The organism is Afifella pfennigii DSM 17143, assembly GCF_000688515.1.
Classification (GTDB): domain Bacteria; phylum Pseudomonadota; class Alphaproteobacteria; order Rhizobiales; family Afifellaceae; genus Afifella; species Afifella pfennigii.
The window spans coordinates 269,757-294,400 of record NZ_JHZK01000001.1 but is presented as its reverse complement, the minus strand read 5'-3'; the positions used below and the strand labels follow the sequence as shown (position 1 = coordinate 294,400).

Genomic DNA, 24,644 nt, shown 5'->3' with positions numbered 1-24,644 from the left:
CAACTCGCGGCTCGGTGGCTATTTGGTCGTGGTCGTGTCGTAGGCGGCGAGCCGCGCCGATGCGGGCGCGGCGGGGGCGGGGGAGGGGTTGGTTGCGGCCGCATGGGAGTTATCGCGCTGCCCGGCGGAAGGACCGGCCGATCTGCGGCCGCGGCGAAGCAGCGTCTGGGCTTGCGTCAGAAGCCATCGCGGGATGGACACGTAGTGGTATTCGAGCCGCCTGGTGCCGCCGAAGCCTTCCTTGAAACGGGCGATGCCGCGGATTTCCGGATCGGGGCTCTCGGGGCGGTAGCCACCGAAGTCGTAGGTTTGAAAGCCTTCCTCGCGGAAAAGCATCATGCAGCGGTGATGCAGCAGGCGGTTCGCCCGCCCCAAGAAATTCCGCTTCGCCGTATCCTCCTGAGAGCGGAAGGTGGAGACGGAATGCAGGAGCCGTGCCCGCTTTGCCTCCCGGTCGCAGATATAGCTGTGCATCGCCAGCCACTTATCTTCAAAGAGCGCGCCGAAGGCCCGGATGTCGGTGTTCCATCCCTTGGGCCGCTTGCCCAATTGCGGGCGCCCGATCGCGCCGGTGATGGCGTTGTAAAAGCCGGCATATTCCTCGTAATCGCTGATCGGGGAAACGATGACGCCGTCTCTGCGCGCCCGCTTGATGTGGGAGGCCGGGGTCTTGGAGATGGCCGCGTTGATGTCCTCTTCCGATTGACGCAGATCGATGAGAAGGGTCGGAAACGTTTCCCGGATGAAGAGAGGATGGAAGCTAGAACTTCCGCACTGGTAGAACTTGCTAAGAGTGAGGGCTTGAACAGACCTTGGCGCGGGGGCGAACCAAATGTCGTGTTTGGTCAGCGCGCCCTTACGTTCGGATAAAACCAGCATCACAGCCCCCAATAGGCTCGGTTACTACACCATGCGCCTTGCCCCACCGCACAGATCAAGCTCGCTTTGAGCAAGCAAGTTGCCCCAGCGGTACCGTCTTTTCAAGGTGACTGAGGTTGCGCTGAACCTAGGTTGTAGGCGTCAATCTCCGCCCGGCAAGAGGTGCCAGGTTACCGCCATCTATAGTTTTCAATTGGCCGAAAGGCTGTTGGTAGAGTATGCATTCGGACCGCCCTGGCATCAGATGAACCAGCGGCCAACCAGGCAGCGCGCCGAGAGTGCGCCCGCCGCGCAAGGGACGGAGGTCGGACTGAGCGATGCTCCGATATCGGCTGATCGCCGAGGATCGATCCCGGGACGCCGCCGCTCCGCGGACGGCGCTCCGGGGCAGCGGCTTTTTGGTTTCATGGTAAACGACGTCGCCGGCTTTCTCCGCATGCCGCTTGCGGCGACGCGAGGGTGTCGGGCGCAAGCCTTGCGGCAGGTCGCATGGCGGCCGGAGCGGCGCCCGGGACCGTTTCGTTTTCCTCAGCCTCTCGGGATGCGGGCGCCGTGAGCTTGTCTGTCGAACAGGGCTGGATGGGACGCCTTAAGTCCTTCGCCTGGTACACGATGTCCAATGCCCCGTGGGCGCTCGGGACGTCGCTGGCTCCCGGCCTTTCGAACTATATCACCATCCTCATCATCGCCTGGCTGGTGGATCTGGAGGCGGCGGGACGGTTTCGGATCTTCCTGTCGATCGTCGGGTTGCTGTCGCTGTTCTCGCTGGAGGACACCAGCAAGATCGTCATCCGCTACGTGCTCAAGGGCCACGAGGAGGTCTTCCGGCCTCTCCTGCTGCATCGCATGCGGTGGTCGTTGATCGGCGTCGTGCTCGGCCTGGGCGTCAGCGCCTATCTTTTTGCCAAGGACAATCCGCTGGCGCCGGCGATCCTCGTCGCCTCGTTCTGGATTCCGATCCGCGCGCCGACCGAGATGTACGAGCAGATCAACCAGGCGCGAGGCTGGTTCCGGCTGAACTGCTTTCTCACGTCCTTCAAGTACACGCTGATCGCGCTCACCGCGCTGTTCATGCTGAGCGTCGGGTTCTCGGAGATCGATTTCTTCATCGCAGGCCTTTCCCTGCACTGTATCGTGAACATGATCTATCTCTCCCGCTACCGGGACCTGTTCGTGCGCTCAGACGACTATCCCAAGGAGATTTTTCGCGAGAGCAACCATCTCAGCGTCAGCGGCGCGCCCAACCTGCTCCTGGAGCACGCCGACAAGTTCCTCGTCGCCTATCTGTTCGATCTGGATACGCTGGCGGTCTACACGATCGCGATCTCCACGGGGCGGCTGTTGCTCAATCTGGTGAAGCCGACCCTCACCATCTATTTCAGCCGGCTTTCGCGGCTTGAGCCGACCGCGATGCAGATGAGCGTCGCCTTCGTGGCCATGACGGCGGTGGGCGTGGCCGTCGCGGTTCTGTCCAAATACTATTTCATGGAAGTGCTGCCGGGATTCTACGAGACCGCCTATCCGATTTCCTTCGTCATCTTCGCCGGGATGGGCATCTACAGCGTCGGCGTGTTGGCGCAGTATTCCTCCATCTTCTTCAGGGACGGGCGGATCGAGGTCCCGGTCTATTCCAACCTGGCGCGCTTCGGTATCACCGGCGCCTATATGGCGATCCTGGCGATCCGGCCGGGCGAATGGACCTTGCTGCTGTTGGCGGCCTCCTATCCGCTGCGCGAGGCCGTGACGCTGTTCACCAACCGGTATTTCCGCATGCGCCTGGCCAAGAAGGCGCAACAGGCGCCGGAATTGCAGACCGCCGAACAGGGCGAGCGGGTTTCCTGAGGCTCCGGCGCCGGAGGTCGGCCGGGCGAGGGCGGGCGCAAACGCGGCGCAGGGTGTCGCGGGCTGCAAGGCGCGGATGCGCCGGCGCCGTTGCCGGCCTCAACCGTATTCGCGCAGCCCATCGATCACGAAGGTCTCGCCGCTGTAATCGAGGTGATGGCAGCCATTGATGCCAGGGGCGAAATCGGGCTCGATGCGGCGGAGGAGCCGCTCCGAATAGGTCTTGGGGCTGAGCTCGGTCACCTCCATGATCGACAGGGCCGAACCGTAGCTGAAGGAATTGTCCTGGGCGAAACGCAGCAATCTGCCGCTGCGCCTGCTCACCCTGCCGCCGTTGCGCGCCAGGCGGGCATCGACGACGACCGGGTTCCAGGCATGCGGGACGAGTTCCTTCAGCTCAGGGGAGTCGATCTGAAAGACGTGCAGCTCCGAATTGTGGTCGTTGAAGGTGTCGGTGCCCATATTGGTGAAGAGCCACCATTGGCCGTCGACCTCAACGATGCTGCTATCGGCGCAATTGGTGCCTTCCAGCGCGGTATGGCGCATCTCCCATCGCAGCGGGAAGTCGACGCATTCCCAGACCTCCAGACGCCGCCGCGAACTGGTCTCCGGGATCATCAGAAGCCGGCCCTCGTGCTCCATGACGAAAGGGAAGGAAAGATGGTCGCCGCCGCCCATGACGTCCCCGAGATAGGAAAAGCCCCCATCGGGCCCGAGGCGGCCGACGCAGAGCTTGCCCTTGCGGGTCTCGTAGACGAAGCTCTCGTAGAAGATGTAGATGCCGTCGTCGCCCTTGGCGCGGTAGAGAAACGGGTCGGCCCAATATTCTCCCGCGGTCGGGCGAATCTCGCGCAGCTTGGCAAGGTCGGCGCTCAAAAAATCGCCCTCGCCGACAAACAGCGACCAGGAATTGTAGCGCATCCGGGCGAAGCGGCGCGCATGCTTGTAGGTCATCATGCCGTAATTGCGGCCGACAGCGCCGAGATAGGCCAATAGATCCGCGTTGGTGATGCGAGAGGGCGTGCTCGCGGCGGCCTGGACGCCGGATGCGCCGGTCACGCCGGGCTCGGCCTGGCTCGCCGCCCCGACGAGGAGGCGCCGCACTTCCCGTTGCACCAGAGCGGCGCTCTTCTCGGCAAGAAAATCCCGGTTCTCGCTAAAGGATTTGCGGGTCTGGAAGAAAGCGCGGGCGGCGGCCTCCTCCCGCCCGTCCGCGCCGATCCTCGCGAGCACGATTTCCGACACGCCGTTGCGTGCGCGGATATCCCAGAAGCCAATCGGGCCGCCGGCGCCCTCGGCGGCGCGAGGCGGGCCGAGCCGCCACATGCCATGGCGTGCCAGCCGCGCCAGGCGCGGCGGGGCGGACCGGCTGAGATCGAGGATGAGATCAAGGCTCGGATCCGCCTTGGAAGGCTCGCCCTGCGGGGCGGCAAGCTCACAGCTCGGCAGGGAGGGGAGCGGCGCGCGCCGCCTGCGCGCCGCCCGGGCGCGCGGCAGGATCTGCGCCTCGGCCTTGCCGATCCTTTCCAGGAGCTTGGATGTCGCGCCGTTGTGCGGCGGGCCGCCTTGCGCCTCCGCCGGGCCCTGCGAGGGCGGCAGGGGCGCGAGCATGAGCTCCACTTGCGGATCCTGCTGGAGCCGACGCGCCACGGCGGCGACGGCTGGGAACGCCTCTTGCGGGCGGTCGACAAGAAGAGCGATCTTGAATTTCCCGGTTGCCACCAAGTCTACCTTTCCGGATCGGCGCGGTTACGATGGGCGCCTAAGCAGGGCAAGCTTCCCGCATGGTCGGCGAGCCACGTTTGGCTGTATAGGGGCGCGCCGCGACGCAGCCAAGCGACCGTCAAAAGTGTCAGGCGCATTGCCTCTTCAATTGACGCTGCCACAGGGCTAAGCTCCTGGCGGGCGAGCACGCATCGCTTCGCCGTCGCTATTGCAGCAGGCGCCGCTTGACGTGATCCATTACCTCAAACTCCTCTATATCGCCGTCATCGGCACTTACACGCTGTTCGGCCATTGGAACGTGGTCCTGCCGGTGCGCGCGGCGCTCGTCATGTTCCTGCTTCTTATGCTCTTCGTCTGCGTGCACAACGCCTTCATCGAATTCGTGGTGAAGAGAGCCGGCCTCATCCTGGTCATCATCTCGATCTCGGCAATCGGGATCTTCGTGACCAGTCTGAACGGCAAGGGTTTCGACATCCTGCTCGAATACACCTTGCGCAACGGCGTGCAGCCGCTGGCCATTTTGATGAGCAGCTATCTCATGGCCCAGTTCGCCGGGCCGATGTTCGTCGTCAGAACATTTCTTTTCTTTGCCGGGCTTACGGGCGTCTTCGCCATCTTCCAGGCCGTCGGCTTCGATTTCGCCTGGCAGGCGCGCGAATGGCTGGCCAGCTTTCAGGATCATGAGCCGGCGCTGCGCTCCTATATCGCCGCGCGCGTGCGCCCCTTCGGCCTGTCGCTGACGCCGATCGTCTTCTCCTATCATATCGCCGCCGCCTATGTGGTGGTGCAGATGATCTATGAGCGCGGGCTCATCGGATCGCGCGTCTATTTCGCGCTCACCCTGGGCAACCTCGCCATCGCGGCGGCCAACGGCACGCGCTCGCTGCTGCTCGGGATCCTCATCGCCGCGGTGCTGCGCGAGGTGGTGAAGATGCGGGTGAAATCGCTCCTCACCCTGGCGGTCGTGGGCCTTATATGCGGAGCGGGGCTGGTGATCCTGCAGAACTACGATTCCCGGGTCGTCAGCTTCGACGATGAATCGGCTCTTGGGCGCTTCACGCTCTACCAGTTCGGTCTTCGCCTGGCGGCCGATTTCCCCTTCGGCCTCGGCTGGTCGGCGGATGTCGGGGAATATGCATCCTTCTACTGGGAATATGTGGCGACCGGCGTCAACGCCGAAGCGATCTTCCGCCTTGACGTTCACAATGCCTATCTGAACTTCTTTCTCACCTACGGTCTACTCGGGACTATCGTCATCGTCGCTTGCTTCCTGATCGACCCGCCGCGATTCATGCACATCATCTGGATTTTCTTCGCGTATTTCATTCATGGATTCTTCCACAATAACGGGGTGTTTCTCGGCGATTATTTCGTCTGGGTCGCCTTCGGGCTCTATCTGTGGCTCTACCAGCCGGCGGAGGCGGGAGCGCCGGCGCGAAGCCGCGTGCCAGCCGTCTCCCCCTCCAGGTAAGCGCTGCCCCCAGAGGCGCGGGCGGGGCGAATACTTGCATTTTTACCAGATCAGGATTCCGCTCCCGCGTCCGTCTCGACAGCGCCAGAGTGGAACGGTAACGTGACTGCTCTTTCAGCAAAGGAATATCCCGTGGCGCAGAAGCCGAAATCAGCCGAAATGCTACCGGGTCCAGGGTTCCGGATCCGCAAGACAATTGAGAGGCCGCCTGCCGAGCTCGTCGCGCGTTATCGCGAGTTCGATACAACTGACGTTTCCGATCAGATGAACCGCATGTACACGATGTCACCCGACATTCACCGGATGACATTGGAGAAGGATCGGATCGTCGGCACTGCCTTAACGGTCAAGGTGTTTCCCGGCGACAACCTTATGGTTCACAAGGCGCTGGATGTCGCCCAGCCGGGCGACGTGGTGGTGGTCGATACGAGCAGCAGCGGCAACAACGCGGTCGTTGGAGACACAATTGCCAACAAGGCCATGCATCGCGGCATCGTGGCGTTCATCGTCGACGGGCTGGTGCGGGACATCACCGCCGTCCGCGAAGTGGGCCTGCCGATGTTCGCGAGAGGCTTCACGCCGTTCGGGCCATTGCATCGCGGCCCCGGCGAACTCGGCTACAGCGTCAGCTGCGGCGGCGTCGTCGTCGATCCTGGCGATATCATCGTCGCCGACGACAATGGCGTGGTGGTGGTGCGCAAGGGCTTCGCCAACGAAATCCTCGATCGTCTCGATGCCAACCGCGTGCAGATGCGGGACTATCTGGAGGATGTGAAGCGCGGCATCTTCTCCAACAAATGGGTCGACGACCAGCTCGGCGCCGACAAATGCCATTTCGACGATTGATGCCGGGCGCGGGAGCCGGATCTCGGTCCCTCCGGCGCGCAAAGCGATGAATCTGCAATCCCTGGCAGCGAAGCATTCCGGCAAGCTGCTCAGTGTAGGGGATTTGGGCTACAACCTTCAGCTCCTGCGCTTCTCGGGGCTGCGCAGGACGTTCTACGAGGATTTGTGGCGCAAGGCCGCCGACGCGACGGGATGTGAGCTGACGCCGACCGGCTATGGCTATCTCAGAGTGCAGCGCGGTACGCTCGTCACCTTCGTGGAGCGCCACCGCGTCATGCTCGACGACCACCTGACGCTGAACATCATGGGCAACAAGGCCATCACGCATGGCCTCCTGCGCGAGAAGGGTATCCGCGTCCCGCAATGCCGCGAGTTCACGCTGCGAAGCCTCGGCGTCGCGGAGGCGTTCCTGGAGGAGCATGGCGGTCCGCTGGTAGTGAAGCCCGTGGGCGGGACCGGCGGCGGTCGCGGGGTCACGACCTCGGTGCGCAGCAAGGGCGCGCTACGGCGCGCGGCGCTCCTGGCGGCCCGCTACCATCCGCGCATGCTGGCCGAAGAGCAGGTGGAGGGGGCGTCCTATCGCCTGCTGTATCTGGACGGGCGGTTTCTCGATGCGGTGCGGCGCGATCCCCCCCATCTCACTGGCGATGGCCGCAAGAGCGTGCGCCAGCTCATCCGGCAGGAGAACAAGCGACGCCTGAGCGAGCAGCCGGTCTCGGCTCTCAGCCCGCTGAGGGCGGACGCCGACTGCGCCTTCGAGCTTGGCGCGCAGTCGCTCTCCTTGAGCGCCAGGGTGGAGGCCGGCAGACGCTTTCGGGTCAAGCGGATACCGAACGAGAACGTCGCCGCCGAAAATCACAACGTTCGGGGCGAGGTGCACCCAGAACTTATCGCCATGGGCGGCAAGCTTGCCGGCGATCTCGGCGTGCGCTTTGCCGGTCTCGATGTCATCGCGCAGGACATCTCGGCGCTGCCGGCAGAGGGCGACATCTATGTCAACGAGGTGAACACGACGCCGGGTTTGCACCATCACTATCTCATCGCGGAGCAGGAACGGGTCGTGCCGGTGGCTGAAATCCTCCTCAACCATCTATTTTCCACCGAGCAGGGTGTCATTCGGCTGTAGAAAAGAAAGAGGCGGGAAGAAAGGGTCGTCCATTGGTGGAGACGAGACAAGAAGAGGCGCTCACCGGGGCTGTGGGTGCCGAGGCGCTGCACGGCTTCGTGCGCGACCTCCTGCTCGCACATGGCGTGGATGCCGAACAGGCGGAGGCGGTGGCGCGGGTGACGGTCTGGGGAGAGATGGTCGGGCGCCCCAACTACGGCGTGGAGCGGCTGAAGATCCTCCTGAAGCGCGTCGGCCAAGGCTTGATCTCCTGCCCTTGCGATTTCCGTCTTCAGCGCACCTCTGAGGCCACCTCCGTCATCGACGGGGCAGGCGGTTTCGGCCATTTTCTCGGCGAAATGGCGATGCGGCACGCTATCGAGCTGGCCGATGCGTGCGGGGTGGCGGCGGTCGGCGTGCGCGACAGCAATTTCTTCGGGGCCGCCGGCTACTACCCCAATCTGGCGGCCGAGAAGGGCATGATCGGGCTCGCCTTCAGCAACTCGCCGCCGAACGTTGTCGCCCATGGCGGACGCCAGCCGGTGCTGGGCACCAACCCGCTCGCCTTCGCAGCGCCGATGCGCCAGGGCCGCAACCTCCTCGTCGACATGTCGAGCGCGGCGGCGGCCGCCTCGACCATGCGCGAGCTTGCCCGCAAAGGCGCCCGGCTTCCGGAGGGCTGGAGCGTCGACAGCACGGGAGCTCCCACGACAGATCCGGCTGAGGCGCTGAAAGGCTCCATGATGCCGATGGCGGGCGCCAAGGGCTTTTCCTTGTCGCTGATGGTGGAGATCCTCGCCGCCGTCCTGACGGGCGCCGGTTTCTCCCACCAGGTCGGCTCCATGTATCGGGACCATGCGCGCAGAGGCAACAACGGCCATTTCTTCATTGCGCTCAATGTCTTGGCGTTTATGCCGCTGGAGAGCTTCCTGGCGCGCATGGACGAGCTCGCCGAGGCCGTATCGGCCTCCGGTGCCGGCCAGGAGGTACGCCTGCCGGGCGCCGCCCGGTGGGATGCGCGGGAGGCCAACGCGAAGGGCGGCATCAAGATCGACGCCGGGGTTGCCGGGGACCTTGCCGCGCTTGCCGCCCCGCACGGCCTCAGCCCCCCATGGGCCTAGGTGGCGGGGAGGGTTCGCAGGGGCCGAGATCGTGGGGGCCGAGATCGTGGGGGCCGAGATCGTCGGGGCCGAGATCGTCGGGGCCGAGATCGTCGCAAGGCGCATCGGCCTGAAGGCCGACTTCCTCCGGCGCCACACCGGGTAAGCAGGCGGATGAGGTTGTGCGCAAGGAGGGACATGCGTAGTTCATTTCCGCGGCGGCGCGCGTGGCCGCTCAATCGGCGCGCGCCTGGCCGGCCTCGATCTCCTCGCCCTGGACATCTCGGCGGCGCCGGCGGAGGTTGACGGTCACGTCAACGGGGTGAGCACGGCCTCAGGCCCGTGTGATCATCTTCATCGAGCGGTGCCGGAACGGGTCGTGCCGGTCGCCGCCATCCTCCTCAGCCATCTCTTGTCCAGGAAGCAGGGCGTCATCCCACTGTAGGAAAGAAAGAGGCGGCTGTAGGAAAGAAAGAGGCGAGAAGAAAGGGTCGTCGTTTGGTGGAGACGAGACAGGAAAGGCAATCCGTCGGGGCTGTCAGCGCCGAAGGCCTTCGCGCCTTCGTGCGCGACATCGCGCTTGCGCATGGCGTGGACGCCGAACAAGCCGAGGCGGTGGCGCGGGTGATGGTCTGGGCGGAGATGGTCGGGCGCCCGAACCAGGGCGTGGAGCGGCTGAAGGTCCTCTTGGAGCGGGTCGGCCAGGGCTTGATTTCCTGCCCCTGCCGCTTTCGTCTCAACAGCACCTCCGCGGCCACCGCCGTGATCGACGGTGCCGGCGGCTTCGGCCACTTTCTCGGCGAAGTGGCGATGCGGCACGCCATGGAGCTGGCGGATGCGTCGGGGGTGGCGGCGGTCGGCGTGCGCGACAGCAACTTTCTCGCCGCTGCCGGCTACTACGCCAATCTGGCGGCCGAAAGAGGCATGATCGGCTTTGCCTTCAGCAATTCCTTCCCCAAGGTCGTCGCCCATGGCGGGCGCCAGCCGGTGCTGGGCACCAATCCGCTCGCCTTCGCCGCGCCGATGCGCCAGGGCCGCAACCTCCTCGTCGACATGTCGAGCTCGGCCGCGGCCGCCTCCTCGGTGCGCGAGCTTGCCCGCAAGGGCGGCCAGCTTCCGGAGGGCTGGAGCGTCGACATGACGGGAGCTCCCACGAGAGATCCGGCTGAGGCGCTGAAAGGCGTCATGTTGCCGATGGCCGGCGCCAAGGGCTTTTCCCTGTCGCTGATGGTGGAGGTCCTCGCCGGCGTCCTGACGGGCGCGGGAGTCTCCCACGGGGTCGGCTCCATGTATCGCGATTTCACGCGGGCCGGGGACAACGGCCATTTCTTCATCGCGCTCAATGTCTTGGCGTTTATGCCGCTGGAGAGCTTCCTGGCGCGCATGGACGAGCTCGCCGAGGCCGTATCAGCCTCCGGTGCCGGCCAGGAGGTGCGCCTGCCGGGCGCGGCCCGCTGGCAGGCCTTTGAGGAGAATGCCGCGCGGGGCATCGAACTCGACCCGGACATCGCCGACGAGCTCGTCGCGCTGGCCGGCCCGCACGGCATTCGCGCCCCATGGGCGTGAACGCGGCGGAGCGTGAGCGCGATTGAAAGCGGGCGCGGGAGCGAAAGCGGCCGCGAGGAGAACGCCGGCAGCAGGCGCCTCAGCCGGACAGGTCGGCGCCGTTCAGCACCACGCCGGACATCTTCAGCGACAGGATCGATGCAAGATGCGTGGAGCGTTCCACATCGGCGAGCGAGGACTTGCCGGCGCGCAGAACCAGGATGGCGGAATCGACCGCATCCAGCAAAAGACGGGCTTCCACATCCTGAAGCAGCGAGCCGCCGTCCACGATGATGAGATCGTAGCGGTCGCGAAGCTGCGACAACACCTTGCGGAGCCTGTCGCTTCCCAGAAGCTCCGACGCCCTTTGACCGTCGATGCGCGCGGGCGCCGGCAGGATGGCAAGCGTCTCAAGGCCCGAGGCGGCGACGATCGCGTCCTCCGGCTTGCAGGTGGCATCCAAGACGTCGGCGATGGACCGCTCGCGGCCGGAGGCCATCAGCCGCGACAGGGTCGGCTCGCGCAGGTCGCAATCGACGAGCAGCACCCGGCGCCCGGTCTGGGCCAGGTAATAGCCGAGATTGGCGGTCGTCGTCGTCTTCCCGTCGCCCTTCCTGGGCGAGGCCATGGCCACCACGGCGTCCTCGGCGGTATGGCGCAGATCGAGGAGCGTATGGGCCAGGAGGAAGATCGACTGCCCGTAGTTGGAGGCCGGATCGCGCAACAGGTGATCGTGGCGCGAGCTGCCCCAGCCGGCGCGAATGCGCGGCAGCGGGGCGAGGAGCTTGAGGTTGAGCCTTTGCTCCACATCCTCCGGGGTCCACAGGGAGCCGGCCAGATGGTCGCGCAAGATGGCGCCCGTCAGGCCAATGCCGAGTCCGCCGACGAGGGCCACGAGCAGGGTTAGCTTGGTGTTGGGGCTGGAGGGCTCAAGCGGCGGGGAGGCGGGTTCCACCATGCGGATATCCGGATAGAGGAGGCTTTCCGCCACCCGCGTCTCCTTCAGCCGGGCGAGAAGCGATTCATAAAGGTCGCGCGATGCCTTGGCCTCGCGCTCCAGATCGGAGAGGCGGATTTGCTGGCCGCTGCGCTCGTAGACCAGCTGCTTCATGGCATTGAAGTTTTCCTCAAGGATCCTCACCCGGGTCTGCGCGACGTCGGATTCGTAGCGGGCATTCTCCACCAGTCGCGCGGTCTCCTCGGCGATGGCGCCGCGGATATCGTCAAGCTCCGATTGGGCGATCTCGATGCGGTAGTCGGATTCGCCGAATTCGCGCTTCAGCGAACCGATCCGGCGCACGATCTCGCTTTCCTGGCGCTTCAGATCGCGCACGACCTGCGAATCGAGCACCCGACCGATGAAGGATGCGTCGCCGCCCTCCTCGGCGATCATCTCCACCTGACGCAGCTCGGCCCGCCGCGCCGCGGCGTCGGTCTCCGCCTCGTTCAGGCGCACCAGCATGTCGCTCAACTGCCGGTCGGCGATGGGAACGTCGCCGACGGCGGCAAGATCGTGCCGCTGCCGGAAGCTCTGAATGGCCTGCTCGCGCGCCAGGACCTGCTGGCGCAGCTCCTCCACGCGCTCGTTGAGAGCGGAAGTGGCGTCCCTTGCCGAAGCGAGCTGCGTCTCGCGCTGGTCGTCGAGATATTCCTGCACGACGCCGTTGGCGATGCGCGCCGCCTGGTTCGGATCCTCGTCCGTGGCGCTCACCAGGATGAGGAGCGAAAGGCCCTTGCGCCGGACGCTCAGGCTTTCCTCGAACTGCTTGTAGAGAGAGGTGGGAATGGCGTCTTCCGCCGCCGTCTCCTCGCCCTCGCCAGCCTCACTCTCGCCCGCGGCCGGCGTTGCCGGGCTGTCGGCCTCCGCGGGTGCCGCCGTCCTGAAGAAGCCGAGCAGGGAGGCGATCGGGCCGGGCGTCGGCGGGGGGCCCGCCGCAAGGTCGAGACGCTTGATCACCCGCTCGGCGATACGCTGGGATTGCAGCAGCTCGACCTGGCTGTCCATCACCGGCCCGATCATGTAGGGCCCGGCATCGAGCCCGGGCACGACCGCCTCGTTGCGCAGGATTCTGGGCTTTTGCAGCTCGACGATCAGCTCGGCGGTCGAGGTGTATTCGGTCGGCGCGGCCGAAAGATAGGCGATCGCCAGCGCGAGGGTGCCGATGAGAGGAAGCGCCACAATCAGCTTCTGGCGACGAAGCGCCGCCAAGATGCGCGTCAGATCGAGCGCTTCCCTGTCTTGGGAAATCTGTGGGAAACGGGTGTGCGGGAGATGCACGACATCCTGATCACGCCGTTCAACCCGCCCCTCACCATGCACGTTCATCGCCGGCGTCTCTTCGATCCTATGTTCCATGCCCCCCCGGGCATTCCTCGGCTTCCTGTTATGAGCCGGCTTCTTGTTATGAGGCGAGGCGGTTGGGCTCCTCGCGCGAGCCTCTGACGGCATGCCGCCACCGGGAGGCCCGTTCCCCGGCGGTTCCAATCCTACATAGTATTGTATCCTGCGAAACAGTTCTTTGATAGAGGCGGCGAGCATCGGCCGGTCCAGCGCGATCGCTAGGGCGTGGGGGGCGAAACAATTCGCCTTCTTCGTCTCATCCGCGCCTTGTCCGCGCGTGCAAGAACTGCTTGTGCGACCCGCCTCGAACGGGCGCCTCTAGCACAGGCGGCCCTATGCCGCGCAGGCACGCCATCGCCTTGTTTGAAAAGGCCCCTCCCCACCGATCCGGGACATACCCGAGCCGCCTTTTTGCATTGTCATCTTCGCCGTCCGGCAAGACCGCGCCGCTTGATACCACGAAGTCCGCTTCAGCTTCGACGGATTATGCGTCTCGGCCCGCCTGGACTTGCCAATTTGCTTAAGACGAGACGCGGGGCGACGGATTCGGCAGGTTGTTTAGAAGCAATCTTCTTTCTTTCTCGCGACTCAGTTAACGTTGCGTTAGGCAGGGGAAGACGATCATGGCGAAATCATATCCGATCGACTTCGGTGAGGCAGTGCTTCTCGTCTGGCGACACGAAATCGTCAGTGCAAACCGACCGGGCAGGGGCGATGACGGCACAAGAGGCGATTTCTCGCTCGCCGGTGCCGTGCGGCTCGTCTGCGAGACCTGGCCGGCGAGCGCACGCGACGATGCCTGCATCTTCCGGTGCGACGGCTCGCTTCTTCGCGGCGCGGACATCCTCGCGCTTTACCGGCGGCGCGATTTTCCTCACATGCGCGGGCCGCAGGAGCGGGTGCCCATCGGGCGAGGACCGGGCAAGACGCGGCGGCCGGCGCGCGCCGGGGCCAGCGGCAGAACGCAGAAGAAGATGCTCGCCTGAGGCTTTTTGCGGCGCCAATCCTCTCCCTCTTAGGGCCTACCTAGGGCCTGTCGCACAATTTCCGGCGGTTCGTTTGGGCGGCAAGGGGGTGGCGCTCTCGGCCGCTTAAGCCGCTTAAGCCGCTGGGGGGGGCGGTTTTTTCGGCGCGATCGGCGGATTTAGGGTGCAGTCAGAACGTCAAAGCCGTTTATCGTCCGAAGACGAAGGCAAGGGCCGCCAGGATGATCGGGGCTCGACGGGCGGCAGGGCGCCGCTCAGTTGCGCACCCGCGGCAGCTGCGGGCGGGCCGTCGGCGGGTTGAGAACGCCTTCCAGCGGCACGTCCTGGCAGTTGATATCGAGATCGTCGCAGGCCGCCTGGCGGGCGCTCCGGTTCTGCTGGCCGGAAACGTCCTCTTCCAGGTCGCCGTCGTCGCTGGCGCCCGGCTTCTGAGCGCCGGCTCCAGGCTGGGGCACGGTCAGGGAACCGGCGCCGGGCTGGGGCCGCGCCTTGGGAGAGATTTGCTGGACATCGATGGATGAGGATTGCGCCAAACCGAGGGTCGGCCCAACCAAGCTGGCGGTCGCCGCCAGCGCCAGCAGCAGACGCATCGTCACATCATGCCTCCCTGATGCCGCTGCGATCTCCGCAGGAACGCCCGCCGGATCGCGATGCGCAGCGCCAAACCCCTGCGCGAAATCCCCCCACACCGCGTTGCCGCACGCGGCTCCTGGCCGCTACGTAACACGGACCGAACAGGTGGAAGGATAGCACGGCACAGGTCGAGCGCAAGTAAAAGGCGCTTATTCCTCATACATTTCCAAGAGGTGTCGGCGCGGGGGAGGGCCGGCAACCGGAAGCTGCAAGACGGCGCGCAGGCCCGGCTCGCCATCTTCCAGGCGTAGCGTGCCGCCGTGAAAACGGGCGATGGCGAGGACGAGGTTGAGGCCAAGGCCGGTGCCGGGCCGGGAGCGGCTGGTATCGAGCCGCACGAAGCGCTGCAGCACGCGCTCGCGATCGGCGGGGGCGATGCCGGTGCCGCAATCCATCACCCGGACCTCGGCTTCATTCCCCTTCACGCGCACATCGACGACCACCTCCGGGGTTTCGCCGGGTTTGCGTTCGCTGGCCGGCGCGGCGCCGTATTTGAGGGCGTTGTCGACGAGATTGGCGAGGGCCTGGAAGATGAGATTGCGGGCGCCGCGCACCGTGACAGGCTCCATATGGCCGGCCTTGAGAACCACCTCCTCGTCCTCGGCCAGGGGCTCGTAAAGCTCCAGCACGTCCTGCACCAAGTCGCCGAGCTCCAGATCGTCCATGGCCAGCTCGGTCGAGCCGGCCTCCAGCCGGGCGATGGAAAGCAGCATATTGAAGGTGGAGATGAGATCGTCCGTTTCCTCCAGCGCCGCCTCGATGGTCTCGCGATAGGTGTCCTGGTCGCCGCTCTGGATGGCCGATTCCAGCCGCTGGCGCATGCGCGTCAGGGGCGTCTTGAGGTCGTGGGCGATATTGTCGGAGACCTCCTTCAGGCCGTTCATCAGCTTTTCGATGCGCTCCAACATCAGATTGAGATTTTCGGCGAGACGGTCCAGCTCGTCGCCGGAGCCGGCGATCGGCAGGCGGCGGTTCATATGCCCGCGCATGATGGAGCGGCTGATCAAGGTGGCCTGGTCGACGCGGCGCAGGATGTTGCGGCCCGTCCCCCAGCCGACGATGACGCCGACCAGCACCATGACGGCGAGCGTCCAGGCGACCGTGGCGCCGACGAGGCGCTGGTAGATGCGCCGGTCCTCAATATCGCGGCCGACGAGAAGACGGGTGTCGTCGGGCAGGCGGAAGACGCTGGCGAGCGCCAGCCGCTCGTCGCCATCGGGATCGGAATAGAGGAATTCGGTCCGCCCGATGGCGTTCCACACTTCCGGGCGCAGGGCCGAGACATTGCCGGCGAGAAGGCGGCCGGATTCGTCGGCGAGCATATAAAGGCGCGTGCCGGGGGCGCTGCTGCGCTTGGCGACGGTTTCGGCGAGGCGGCGAATGCCGCCGCTGCTGTATTGCTCGGCGAGGCCGCGGATCTCCGCCTCGATGGTCTCCTGTAGCTGGTACTGGAGGATGATCTGGGTGCGGTAATAGATGTAGCCGATGGAAAGGACCGCCGTCAGGCTGAAGCAGACCACGAAGGTCAGCGACAGGCGGAAGGTCGTGGAGCGCAGGAAGCGGGCGAAGCGCGCGGCGCGCGAGGGCGGGCGCAGGCGCTCCAGGGCGCTGTCGGGGGCCTTGCCGGAGCCTGCGATGGAGGCCCGCGAAGCCGGGTGGGTCTTTTGCATTCGGGCCTGTCCCTTGCCGAAGCGCCGGCGTCCGGCGCGCCCGCCGCGCGGTGCGCACCATAATCGCGCTGCAGGCGCGCGCAAACCGGCTGGCGAATCGGGCCGGACCGAAAGAGCGCCCAGAAGGCCGGCTATCGGGGCGAGATTCGCTCCCCGTTTGTCGGTACCTCCTTAGCAGATCAATGCAATCGTCATGTTCCGGACGGGGCCGAACGGCGCGGAAAGGCAGTTTTCCGGGCGGTTCTAGTGTCTGAAAAACTTGACTTTTCCGGCGATATTAACCCTCGAAAGATTCCATTCGAATCGAATCTTGCCTTTCCGAACATGAACGATTATTAATGAACCGTTACCAGGAAAGGGGCCCCCCGGAATCGGACGGGTTCAATGCCGACACAAGGCTTTAAGGCCCGTCCGAGGGCTGCCCCATAGTGTGGAGCTAGGAATCATGAAAAAGCTGCTTCTCTCAGCAGGCGTGCTCGCCTTGATGACGGGCGCCGCCGCCGCGCAGGACAACGACGCCTTTACCCTGCAGATCGGCAACGACAACCTCTCGGCCACCGGCCAGTTCGGCCAGTACAACGATGCCGGAACCATCCAGCTCGGCGACGACAACTTCTCCGCCACGCTGCAGATCGGCGACAAGAACGACGCCGGCACCATCCAGGTGCAGGGCTCCTCCTCTGCGGCCTTTGCTGCCGCGGCTGAGGCAGGCACCAACGCCTCTGTCACCGCTCAGGTCGGCGAGGATAACGGCGCGCTCACGCTGCAAAGCACGGGCGATGCCGGGGCCGCCGCTTTCGCGGCTGCTGGTTCGGGCGACAACAGCTCGCTCACCGTCCAGGACGGCGACGACAACCGCGCCCTGACCGTGCAGCGCACGGGTGACGCGGGTGCTGCCGGGGTTGCAGCCGCAGGCTCCGGCGACAACAGCTCGGCCACCTTCCAGGAAGGCAATCGCAACGCCGCCGTCACCGTGCAGCAGACGGGCGCTGCGGTCGCTGCCGGGTTTGCAGCCGCAGGCTCCGGCGACAACAGCTCGCTCACCGTGCAGGACGGCAACGACAACTTCGCCGGCACCTTCCAGGGCACGGGCCCGGCCATCGCTGCGTTCCGAAGTGTCGACAGCACGGCCGGCAACAGCGCCTATACGATGCAGTTCGGCGACGGCAATGCGTCCTTGACCGGCCAGTACTCGATCGGCGCGGGTGACGACAACAGTGCCGGCACGCTGCAGATCGGCGACGACAACCTCGCCCTCACCGGCCAGGTCGGCAACGGCAACGATTCCGACACCTGGCAACTCGGCGTGGACAACTTCTCCGGCACGCTGCAGCTCGGCGTCGACAACAACGCCTTCACCCTGCAGGCCGGCAGCGGCAACGGCTCTCTGACCGCGCAGTTCGGCTCTGGCCACAACTCGGCCACGATCCAGGCCGGCAGCGGCAACAGCTCCGTGACGGTGCAGTCCGACTAACGTGACATTCGGGTTCCGGGGCGCTTTGCCCCGGGACCCTTCTGGCTCGGTTCCGGCGGTGGGGGCACCGGAGGAAGCGTCGCCTTTCTCCATTCCGCCGTCGGATCCGGAGCTTTTGATCTCGTGAGAAGATGGGGGATGCAGTGCGTCGCCCGCCCGTATCGTTCGCCTTGCCGGCCGGCCTCATCAGCGCGTTCCTGCTGACAACCGACATGGCTAGCGGACAAAGCGAAGCGCTTTCCTGTTCCGTCACGGCGGAACGCCAGGACAGCCTCGTGCGGATCTCCGGCAAGGTCGAAGGACCGGGAAACACCGCCGGGAGATACAGGCTCCTCACCACGGTCAAAGGCTCCAGCGGCCAGTCGTTATCGTCGCAATCAGGAGCATTTGCCATCGACGAAGAAGGTGTTGCGACCGTCGGTAACTTCGTTTTCTCCGTCTCGCCCGATAGCCGCTTCGAAGCGGAGCTGAGGGTCGAAGCCGGAGCGGAAAGCACCACCTGCCGCATTGTATCGGATCCGGATGCTGGGGATCCGGAAGCTGGCCCCGACGAAGGCATTCGCCTTTAGGCTCGGGCCGTCCTTCCCAACCTGGCCCCACCCCGGCAAGGTTCGCAAGTCGGATCAGGTAAGCGGTTTCTTCCTCGTCGAACATGAGCGGCAAGGCTTCTGCGGGAGACAGGAGCAGACCGATGTTCAAGAACAGAAAGCGTGTTCTGGCGGCGCTGCCGCTGCTGGCGCTTATGGCCTATCCGCTGAGCGGCGGATCCGCCGGCGCCGAAACGCTCACCTCCGTATCGCAAATCGCCGGAATTCCCCTTGCCGCGGTGACCTCGCAAGGCGGCCCCGATGCGGGCGTTCTCGCCCGGCGCGGCAGCCGCAGCCTGGTCGTGCAGCGCGGCAACAACAACCAGGCGGGCTCGGCCATCGTCAGCAGCCCCGGCAGCGTCAGCGCGCAGTTCCAATACGGCAACGGCAACACCTCGGCCGTCGGCGTCTTCGGCGGGGCGCGCAATGCCGTCCTTGACGTGCAGAACGGTAACGGCCTGGTGTCGAACGTGCTTCTGCTCGGCTCGGTGGGATCGGCCGTGATCAGCGCGCCAAGCGCGCGGGATTCCCGCCCGGTCGCCGTCATCGGCGGGAGAGGGGTGATCGTCATCCGCAAATAGGCGCAGGCGGCGCTTGCGGAACGGTCCTCCGTCTTCCCTCCCTGGAGGTGATGACGGTCGTTAAGTAGAAGTAAGTATCACATAGGTGCGGCTTGTTTTCTCTCGCGGGCGTGTCTTGGGGTGTTTTCACGCGCATGCTTTGGCGAGAAATACTGGTTAATTGTTTAACCTGTAGAGTGTCCGACTGCGCATATTTACCTTAATCAAATCAATTGTCTGTTAGTTCGTGGATTTTATGTATTTTTTGTTGCAATTAAACTCAAAGATTACCAAACTGTAACGGAACGTTAATTGCGACATCGAGGCACCCATGTCGGTTACCGAGCAATCCGAAGCGAGGCCGCAGCCTCTGCCAGTCGTTCGACCGGCACGGCATCCCGGCACGGTTCCGGCGAGCAAGAGCAGCCGGCGAACCACCTTCCTGCGTCTCGTCAAATCCGGTCCTTCAACCTCGCAGCGCACGCATGCGGCGCCGAGGCCGGCCTATCTGGCGACGAAGCGTGGCATGGACATCGTTCTGGCCTCGCTCGCCCTTGTGGTGCTGTCGCCGTTCCTTCTCACCATCGCGCTCTTCATCCGCGGCTCCAGCCCGGGGCCGGCGATCTTCACCCAGATCCGCACCGGGCGCGGGCGCCAGCCGTTCCGCATCTATAAGTTCCGCACCATGTTCAGCGACCGCTGCGACGCGGCCGGCATCAAGCAGACCGTGGAGGGCGACTGCCGGGTCACCGCGCTGGGCAGCCTCCTGCGCCGCACGAATATCGACGAGCTGCCGCAGCTCCTCAACGTCATCAAGGGCGACATGTCCCTGGTGGGGCCGCGGCCGCACGTGCCCGGCATGCTGGCCGGCGGCATCGCCTACGAAGAGCTGGTGGCGCATTACCACGACCGCCACATCGTGCGCCCGGGCCTGACCGGGCTCGCCCAGGCGGAAGGCTTTCGCGGGCCGACGGTGGATATCTGGCGCGCCCGCAGGCGCATCGAATACGATCTTGAATACGTGGCGCACATGTCCTTGTGGCTCGACATCAAGATCATCTGCAAAACGCTTTGGGGGGAGCTGCGTCGAGGGAGCGGCTTCTGATGGAAACCAATGTGGAAATCCCGCGGCTAAAGGCGGAGCACGCCTATCGCCGCCTGGCGGCCGAGCCGCTGCCGCAAAGGCGCGGCCCGGCGCCGCTTCCAAGCCTTGAGAACCTGCGCATCGGCGTCATCGGCCTCGGCTATGTCGGCCTGCCGGTGGCGGTCGCCTTCGGGCGCGCCTTCCCGGTCATCGGCTACGACATCAATCGCCGGCGCATCGAGGAGCTGAGCAAGGGGCACGACGCCACCCGCGAAGTCACCGCCGCGGATCTGGCGGAGGCGGAGCGGCTGACCTTCTGCGACAACGAGGCGGCCCTGCGCGCCTGCAATTTCTATATCGTCTCCGTCCCAACCCCCATCGACCAGGCCAAGCGGCCCGATACGACGGCCCTGGAGCGCGCCAGCGCCGCCGTCGGACGGGTGCTCTCGGAGGGCGACGTCGTCGTCTACGAATCCACCGTCTATCCGGGGGCGACGGAGGAGGTCTGCGTTCCCATCCTGGAGCGGGAATCGGGCAAGACCTTCAATGAGGGCTTCTTCGTCGGCTATTCGCCGGAGCGCATCAATCCGGGCGACCGGGAGCACCGGCTGGAGACCATCGTCAAGGTCACCTCCGGCTCCACGCCGGACGCGGCCGATCTCGTCGACCGGGCCTATGCCAGCATCATCTCCGCCGGCACGCACAAGGTCAGCTCCATCCGCGCGGCGGAGGCGGCCAAGGTGATCGAGAACATCCAGCGGGACGTCAACATCGCGCTCGTCAACGAGCTCGCCATGCTGTTCAAGATCTTGCAGCTCGACACGATGGAAGTGCTGCAAGCGGCCGGGACGAAGTGGAACTTCCACCCCTATGCGCCCGGCCTCGTCGGCGGGCACTGCATCGGCGTCGACCCCTATTACCTCACCTACAAGGCGCAGTCGGTCGGCTTCCACACCGATGTCATCCTGGCCGGGCGCCGGGTGAACGACAATATGGCGGTGTTCGTGGCGAGCGACCTGTTGCGCGCCATGCTGGCGAAGAAGATCGATGTCGGGCGCGCGCGCGTGCTCGTCGCCGGCTTCACCTTCAAGGAGAACTGCCCCGACCTGCGCAACACGCAGGTGGCCGTTCTGGCGCGCGAAATCGCGACATTCTGCGGCGAGGTGGCGATCCACGATCCCTTCGCCGACAGCGAGGAAGCGGAACGGGAATACGGGCTCAGCGTGCATCGCGAGCTGCCGGAGGGGCCCTTCGATTGCATCGTCTTCGCCGTCAAGCACGACGAGCTGAAGAGCCTCTTGGAGCATCCGAGCGCCGATCTTCTCGCCGAGGGCGGCTTCATCTACGATTTGAAGGGCGCGCTGGGGCCGGCAGAGGGGGTGCTGCGGCTGTAGCGATGGCATATGCGTGAAGCTCTGACGAGAGCGGTCCGGTTCTCCAGCAGCCCGCTCCCGGGACCAGCCGGCAAGGCGCTACGCTACACGCTGACACATGCGCCATGGACGCTGCTGGCCTCGCTCTCGGCGGGGCTGTCGAACTACATCATCCTTCTCATCCTCTCCGCGCATTACGGGCTGGCGGCCGCCGGCCAGTTCCGCCTGCTGCTGTCGCTCGCCAGCATCCTCAGCCTTTTCTGCCTCAAGGAGAGCGGCAAGGTGCTGTTGCGCTCCCTCATCACGGGCGTGGAGGGCGTGGCGCGGGCGCTTCTCGTCCACCGGCTGAGATGGGCGCTCGCAGGAAGCGCGGCGGGCCTCGTCCTGGCGGCTTTCCTGGCGGCGAGGGGCGCGGCGAGGGGCGAGGATCTCGCCCTGCCTCTTCTCGCGCTCGCCCTTCTTCTGCCGGCCATCTTTCCGCCGGACATCTACGCCCAGATCAACCAGGCGCGGCGCGACTTTCGGCGCAACGCCATCCTCTCGGTCGGCAAATATTCGGCGCTGACGGCGGCGGTGGCGGTCGTCGCCGCGATGGGCATGGCGCTGCCCGATGTGCTGGCTCTCTACGTCGTCGCGCTGGCGGCGCTCCAGAACCTGTTTTTGTTCCTGCATCGCGGCGAGATGGAGAAGCGTCCCTCCCGGGAGGTGGCGCGCGAGGCGTGCCGGGAATCGCTGCAGCTCAGCAGCAGCGCCGTGCTGCCGGCGCTGGCGGGGCAGGCGGACAAGCTTCTGATTTCCTATTTCCTCGGTCTGGAGGCGCTGGGTCTTTACACGATCGGCATCTCCACGGGGCGCCTGGTGCTCAATCTGGTGCGGCCCAACCTGTCCATCTACATACCCGTCTTCGTGAAGAAGCCGGTTCCCGACCTTTATCTCGGCCTGCTCTTCCTGCTGATGACGGCCGTCGGCATCGTATGCGCGGCCCTCGCCTATGGCTATTTCCACCTCGTCCTCGGGCCGGACTATATCGACGCCTATCCCTATGCGGCGGTGCTCCTGGTCGGTCTCGGCGCCTTCGCGGCGGGCACGCTCGCCTATTACTCGGCCGTCTATCATGCGGAGACCAAGGTGGCGGTCGCCGTGCGGGCAAACCTCATTCAGGCCGTCGCAATCATCGCCTATCTCGGCGGCGCCCTCCTGTGGGGGGGCGAGCACGTGCTCCTACTCTTTGCGCTTTCCTATCCGTTGCGCGAGCTGGTGAAGCTGGTCGCGATCCGCGGATTGGGGAGGGGCCAGCGGCTTCAGACGGCGCCGGCGTAAGGCCTATCCCTTGATGCCGCGCATGGCGCCGGCATCGCGGCGGTGGCGATGGGCGCACAGCGGATGTCGTCACAGGCAGGGAAGGGCGCGCAACTTGCGGCGGGCAAAGGCCGCCCGGCCGGCTGCCTTATTGGCGCATGCGCGGAAGCTGACGCTTGCGGGCGCCGCCCGTCCAGCTCGATATCTTGCCGATCGGCCTGGCTTCGGAGGACGTGGCCTGTCGCGCCGCGTTGCGCTCGCCGGAGGCGGCGCTCGGCACGGGCCCGGAGCGCGATCCGGGCGTGGGGAACGTCTCCTCGGGCATTTCGGTCCGGTTCAGGCCGAGAAGCGCATGCGCCGCCACGGCGATGCCGGCGGCGATGCCGAAAGCCATCACCGAAGCGCCCGTCATCATCAGAACGAACAGGGTCGGCGCATTGAGCATGACAATGGCCAGCGTCGCCGCCGTGAGCGGCACGACAAAGGCGAGCGCGCAGATTCCCGCGGCCGTCAAATACCAGCCGGCCAGGAATCCGAGCGTGCAACTGCCGAATGTGATGACGAGAATCATGCCCACCCATGCAGGTTGACCCCACCATCGTTAAGGTCGCGTTATCATTGTGAGGCATTTGTGGCACAGGGTGGAAAAAGAGGAGAAGTGGCGAAAACGGGTTTCCACCGCCGCCTTTCTTCCTGGCGCGTGACATTTTTGCAGCGCGCGCAGGCGATTGCCGCAAGGTCGCCGGCTGCCCGGCGCCTTGCAAGCGGGGCGCGAGGCGGCCCCGATTGGGGCGGCGCGAGAGCGCCGGGCGCGCCGGGAAAGCGGGAAACTGAGGCTCAGCCGGAGCCGCCGGGGCCCGCGAAACGCACCTGCAGCACGTCGCCCGGGCAAAGCGGCGTCACCTGCGTGGCTTGCTGCCAGCTCTCCTTCTCGCCGCTTGCGCGCAGCACCGCATAGCTCATCGTCGGCGCCGCGATCGCGGCCGTTTCGCCGCCGCTGAGGTCGTTGAGGTCCTGCAGGATGCGCTCCGAATAATACAGCGCCAGCTCGGTCGCGGCGATCTTGTCCGCCGTGGCGTTGATCTCGTCCTGCAGGGAGACGGCGCTGGTGGATTTGTACAGCGCCTTGGCGCGCTCGATTTCGGCGCGATTTTGCTTGGAGCGGGCGATGCGGGCCGAAACTTCCATGCCCTCGGCCTCCAGATTGGCCACCACCCGCTGCATGGTGAAGAGCTGCGAGCGGGGGCTGAGGCCGCGATCGCTGAGCTGTTCGATCGGGGCCATTTCCTCGCGCGCATAGCGCGTCTGTTCCGCGATGCTCTCCAGCTTCTTCTCCAGCGCGGTGATCTCCTCGCTAAGCAGCTCCAGCACCGCTTCCCGGCCCTCGATCTCGCTGTTGCGGGCGTTGCCGCGCTCTTCCATGATGCGGCGCTCGGCGGCGATGAGCTCGTCGATCTCGGCGTTGGTGGCGAGCTGGCGCAGCCGCTGCGGGACCTCAATCATCGCCGATTGCGCCTGCTCGGCCTCCAAGCGGGCAAAGCGCGTCAAGGCGCGCTTGAGCTCGGCACGGGCCTGGCCCAGCCGGGCCGCCTCCCGCGTGACCTCGATCGTGTTGCCGGCGCGCACGCCAGGGCGGAAGAAGCCGCCGCTCAAAGCCACGGCCTGAAGGACGGTGATGCCGGGCGTGTAGGGATAGGAGCCCGGGCGATCGACCTCGCCGATGACGAAGAGAGGCCGGCGCTCGGATATCTCGGCGCTGACATGGACGGGGCGCGACCATACCGCTTCGAGGCGCTGCGCCAGGAGCTGCTCGAAGGATTGAACGGATTTGCCCTGAACGTCCAGCTCACCAATGGTGGGAAAGGAAATCCGCCCATCGGCGCGGACCTGATAGACCCTGGAAAGATCCTCGCGCTGATAGATCGTCACCATCATATGATCGCCGGGCCCAAGGTTGCCGCAGCCGGGCTGATCTTGGCCGGTCACCGCCTGCTTGGCCGGCAGTTGCGATGCCCGCTCAAGCGATTGCTGGGCGGCGGCGCCGGTCACCGACAGGCTGGCGGCGAAACAGACGCCGGCGATCACCACGAAAGCATCCCTAGACATCACGGCTGCTGGCCTCGC

General features: G+C 65.5%; 20 protein-coding genes. 13 read left to right on the top strand and 7 right to left on the bottom strand.

Going from position 1 to position 24,644, the window contains the following annotated elements; genetic code table 11:
- Positions 1 to 18: 18 nt before the first annotated feature.
- Positions 19 to 879, bottom strand: a complete 861-nt coding sequence (locus tag Q331_RS0101465) for a hypothetical protein (protein ID WP_026379204.1) — start codon at positions 877 to 879, stop codon at positions 19 to 21.
- 579 nt (positions 880 to 1,458) lie between these two features.
- Here Q331_RS0101465 and Q331_RS0101460 point away from each other — a divergent pair.
- Complete coding sequence (locus Q331_RS0101460) at positions 1,459 to 2,721, top strand: lipopolysaccharide biosynthesis protein (protein WP_026379203.1); 1,263 nt, start codon at positions 1,459 to 1,461, stop codon at positions 2,719 to 2,721.
- Positions 2,722 to 2,820: 99 nt separating this feature from the next.
- Here Q331_RS0101460 and Q331_RS19455 read toward each other — a convergent pair whose 3' ends face one another.
- Positions 2,821 to 4,443, bottom strand: a complete 1,623-nt coding sequence (locus tag Q331_RS19455) for a glucosamine inositolphosphorylceramide transferase family protein (protein WP_156953231.1) — start codon at positions 4,441 to 4,443, stop codon at positions 2,821 to 2,823.
- A gap of 232 nt (positions 4,444 to 4,675) precedes the next feature.
- Between Q331_RS19455 and Q331_RS0101450 the strand changes: the two genes are divergently transcribed.
- The 5 genes from Q331_RS0101450 to Q331_RS19440 all read left to right on the top strand — a co-directional run bounded on the left by Q331_RS0101450 (position 4,676) and on the right by Q331_RS19440 (position 10,534).
- On the top strand, positions 4,676 to 5,917 hold the full coding sequence (locus tag Q331_RS0101450; RefSeq protein ID WP_156953230.1) for an O-antigen ligase family protein: 1,242 nt from the start codon (positions 4,676 to 4,678) through the stop codon (positions 5,915 to 5,917).
- 132 nt (positions 5,918 to 6,049) lie between these two features.
- Positions 6,050 to 6,763, top strand: a complete 714-nt coding sequence (locus Q331_RS0101445) for an RraA family protein (protein WP_084174572.1) — start codon at positions 6,050 to 6,052, stop codon at positions 6,761 to 6,763.
- 46 nt (positions 6,764 to 6,809) lie between these two features.
- Positions 6,810 to 7,889: a hypothetical protein gene (locus Q331_RS19450; protein WP_051630305.1), complete on the top strand. Its 1,080-nt coding sequence runs from the start codon at positions 6,810 to 6,812 to the stop codon at positions 7,887 to 7,889.
- Positions 7,890 to 7,924: 35 nt separating this feature from the next.
- Complete coding sequence (locus Q331_RS19445) at positions 7,925 to 8,989, top strand: Ldh family oxidoreductase (protein WP_169738459.1); 1,065 nt, start codon at positions 7,925 to 7,927, stop codon at positions 8,987 to 8,989.
- A gap of 480 nt (positions 8,990 to 9,469) precedes the next feature.
- Positions 9,470 to 10,534 carry an Ldh family oxidoreductase gene (locus Q331_RS19440; protein WP_245615491.1) on the top strand — a complete coding sequence of 355 codons (1,065 nt, stop codon included), beginning with the start codon at positions 9,470 to 9,472 and terminating at the stop codon, positions 10,532 to 10,534.
- A 79-nt stretch (positions 10,535 to 10,613) separates the two neighbouring features.
- Here Q331_RS19440 and Q331_RS0101420 read toward each other — a convergent pair whose 3' ends face one another.
- Positions 10,614 to 12,869, bottom strand: coding sequence for a GumC family protein (locus Q331_RS0101420; protein ID WP_026379200.1), 2,256 nt, complete (start codon positions 12,867 to 12,869; stop codon positions 10,614 to 10,616).
- A 608-nt stretch (positions 12,870 to 13,477) separates the two neighbouring features.
- Between Q331_RS0101420 and Q331_RS0101415 the strand changes: the two genes are divergently transcribed.
- Positions 13,478 to 13,840, top strand: coding sequence for a hypothetical protein (locus Q331_RS0101415; protein WP_026379199.1), 363 nt, complete (start codon positions 13,478 to 13,480; stop codon positions 13,838 to 13,840).
- 254 nt (positions 13,841 to 14,094) lie between these two features.
- On the opposite strand, the gene Q331_RS0101410 is transcribed toward Q331_RS0101415, so the two are convergent.
- Together Q331_RS0101410 and Q331_RS19435 are read right to left on the bottom strand one after the other, a co-directional pair.
- On the bottom strand, positions 14,095 to 14,436 hold the full coding sequence (locus tag Q331_RS0101410) for a hypothetical protein (protein WP_156953229.1): 342 nt from the start codon (positions 14,434 to 14,436) through the stop codon (positions 14,095 to 14,097).
- Positions 14,437 to 14,622: 186 nt separating this feature from the next.
- Positions 14,623 to 16,143 carry a sensor histidine kinase gene (locus Q331_RS19435; RefSeq protein WP_051630299.1) on the bottom strand — a complete coding sequence of 507 codons (1,521 nt, stop codon included), beginning with the start codon at positions 16,141 to 16,143 and terminating at the stop codon, positions 14,623 to 14,625.
- A gap of 445 nt (positions 16,144 to 16,588) precedes the next feature.
- Between Q331_RS19435 and Q331_RS24105 the strand changes: the two genes are divergently transcribed.
- The 6 genes from Q331_RS24105 (at position 16,589) to Q331_RS0101375 (ending at position 22,541) form a co-directional block, all read left to right on the top strand.
- Positions 16,589 to 17,617 carry a hypothetical protein gene (locus Q331_RS24105; RefSeq protein WP_026379197.1) on the top strand — a complete coding sequence of 343 codons (1,029 nt, stop codon included), beginning with the start codon at positions 16,589 to 16,591 and terminating at the stop codon, positions 17,615 to 17,617.
- 131 nt (positions 17,618 to 17,748) lie between these two features.
- Positions 17,749 to 18,186: a curli-like amyloid fiber formation chaperone CsgH gene (csgH, locus tag Q331_RS19430; RefSeq protein WP_034490580.1), complete on the top strand. Its 438-nt coding sequence runs from the start codon at positions 17,749 to 17,751 to the stop codon at positions 18,184 to 18,186.
- A 122-nt stretch (positions 18,187 to 18,308) separates the two neighbouring features.
- Positions 18,309 to 18,785, top strand: a complete 477-nt coding sequence (locus Q331_RS0101390; RefSeq protein WP_026379196.1) for a hypothetical protein — start codon at positions 18,309 to 18,311, stop codon at positions 18,783 to 18,785.
- Between the two features lie 505 nt (positions 18,786 to 19,290).
- Positions 19,291 to 19,869: a sugar transferase gene (locus tag Q331_RS0101385; protein ID WP_026379195.1), complete on the top strand. Its 579-nt coding sequence runs from the start codon at positions 19,291 to 19,293 to the stop codon at positions 19,867 to 19,869.
- Positions 19,869 to 21,242 (top strand): nucleotide sugar dehydrogenase, encoded by a 1,374-nt coding sequence (locus tag Q331_RS0101380; RefSeq protein WP_084174564.1) that lies wholly within the window; start codon positions 19,869 to 19,871, stop codon positions 21,240 to 21,242. Before Q331_RS0101385 ends, Q331_RS0101380 begins: the two co-directional genes overlap by 1 nt.
- Positions 21,243 to 21,251: 9 nt before the next feature.
- The gene (locus tag Q331_RS0101375; RefSeq protein WP_026379193.1) at positions 21,252 to 22,541 is read left to right on the top strand and encodes a lipopolysaccharide biosynthesis protein; all 1,290 of its coding nucleotides are present in this window, start codon (positions 21,252 to 21,254) and stop codon (positions 22,539 to 22,541) included.
- 127 nt (positions 22,542 to 22,668) lie between these two features.
- Here Q331_RS0101375 and Q331_RS0101370 read toward each other — a convergent pair whose 3' ends face one another.
- Together Q331_RS0101370 and Q331_RS0101365 are read right to left on the bottom strand one after the other, a co-directional pair.
- The gene (locus tag Q331_RS0101370; RefSeq protein ID WP_026379192.1) at positions 22,669 to 23,091 is read right to left on the bottom strand and encodes a hypothetical protein; all 423 of its coding nucleotides are present in this window, start codon (positions 23,089 to 23,091) and stop codon (positions 22,669 to 22,671) included.
- A gap of 266 nt (positions 23,092 to 23,357) precedes the next feature.
- On the bottom strand, positions 23,358 to 24,626 hold the full coding sequence (locus tag Q331_RS0101365; protein ID WP_034490578.1) for a polysaccharide biosynthesis/export family protein: 1,269 nt from the start codon (positions 24,624 to 24,626) through the stop codon (positions 23,358 to 23,360).
- Between the last annotated feature and the right edge of the window lie 18 nt (positions 24,627 to 24,644).

Bases quoted from the DNA above. Each gene is read 5' to 3' on its own strand.
- Q331_RS19435 (WP_051630299.1), bottom strand. From the start codon at position 16,143: ATGCAAAAGACCCACCCGGCTTCGCGGGCCTCCATCGCAGGCTCCGGC.
- Q331_RS19450 (WP_051630305.1), top strand. From the start codon at position 6,810: ATGAATCTGCAATCCCTGGCAGCGAAGCATTCCGGCAAGCTGCTCAGT.
- Q331_RS0101370 (WP_026379192.1), bottom strand. From the start codon at position 23,091: ATGATTCTCGTCATCACATTCGGCAGTTGCACGCTCGGATTCCTGGCC.
- Q331_RS0101375 (WP_026379193.1), top strand. From the start codon at position 21,252: ATGCGTGAAGCTCTGACGAGAGCGGTCCGGTTCTCCAGCAGCCCGCTC.
- csgH (WP_034490580.1), top strand. From the start codon at position 17,749: ATGGGGGATGCAGTGCGTCGCCCGCCCGTATCGTTCGCCTTGCCGGCC.
- Q331_RS0101385 (WP_026379195.1), top strand. From the start codon at position 19,291: ATGGACATCGTTCTGGCCTCGCTCGCCCTTGTGGTGCTGTCGCCGTTC.
- Q331_RS0101365 (WP_034490578.1), bottom strand. From the start codon at position 24,626: ATGTCTAGGGATGCTTTCGTGGTGATCGCCGGCGTCTGTTTCGCCGCC.
- Q331_RS0101415 (WP_026379199.1), top strand. From the start codon at position 13,478: ATGGCGAAATCATATCCGATCGACTTCGGTGAGGCAGTGCTTCTCGTC.
- Q331_RS0101420 (WP_026379200.1), bottom strand. From the start codon at position 12,869: ATGGAACATAGGATCGAAGAGACGCCGGCGATGAACGTGCATGGTGAG.
- Q331_RS0101380 (WP_084174564.1), top strand. From the start codon at position 19,869: ATGGAAACCAATGTGGAAATCCCGCGGCTAAAGGCGGAGCACGCCTAT.
- Q331_RS0101390 (WP_026379196.1), top strand. From the start codon at position 18,309: ATGTTCAAGAACAGAAAGCGTGTTCTGGCGGCGCTGCCGCTGCTGGCG.
- Q331_RS24105 (WP_026379197.1), top strand. From the start codon at position 16,589: ATGAAAAAGCTGCTTCTCTCAGCAGGCGTGCTCGCCTTGATGACGGGC.
- Q331_RS0101465 (WP_026379204.1), bottom strand. From the start codon at position 879: ATGCTGGTTTTATCCGAACGTAAGGGCGCGCTGACCAAACACGACATT.
- Q331_RS0101460 (WP_026379203.1), top strand. From the start codon at position 1,459: ATGGGACGCCTTAAGTCCTTCGCCTGGTACACGATGTCCAATGCCCCG.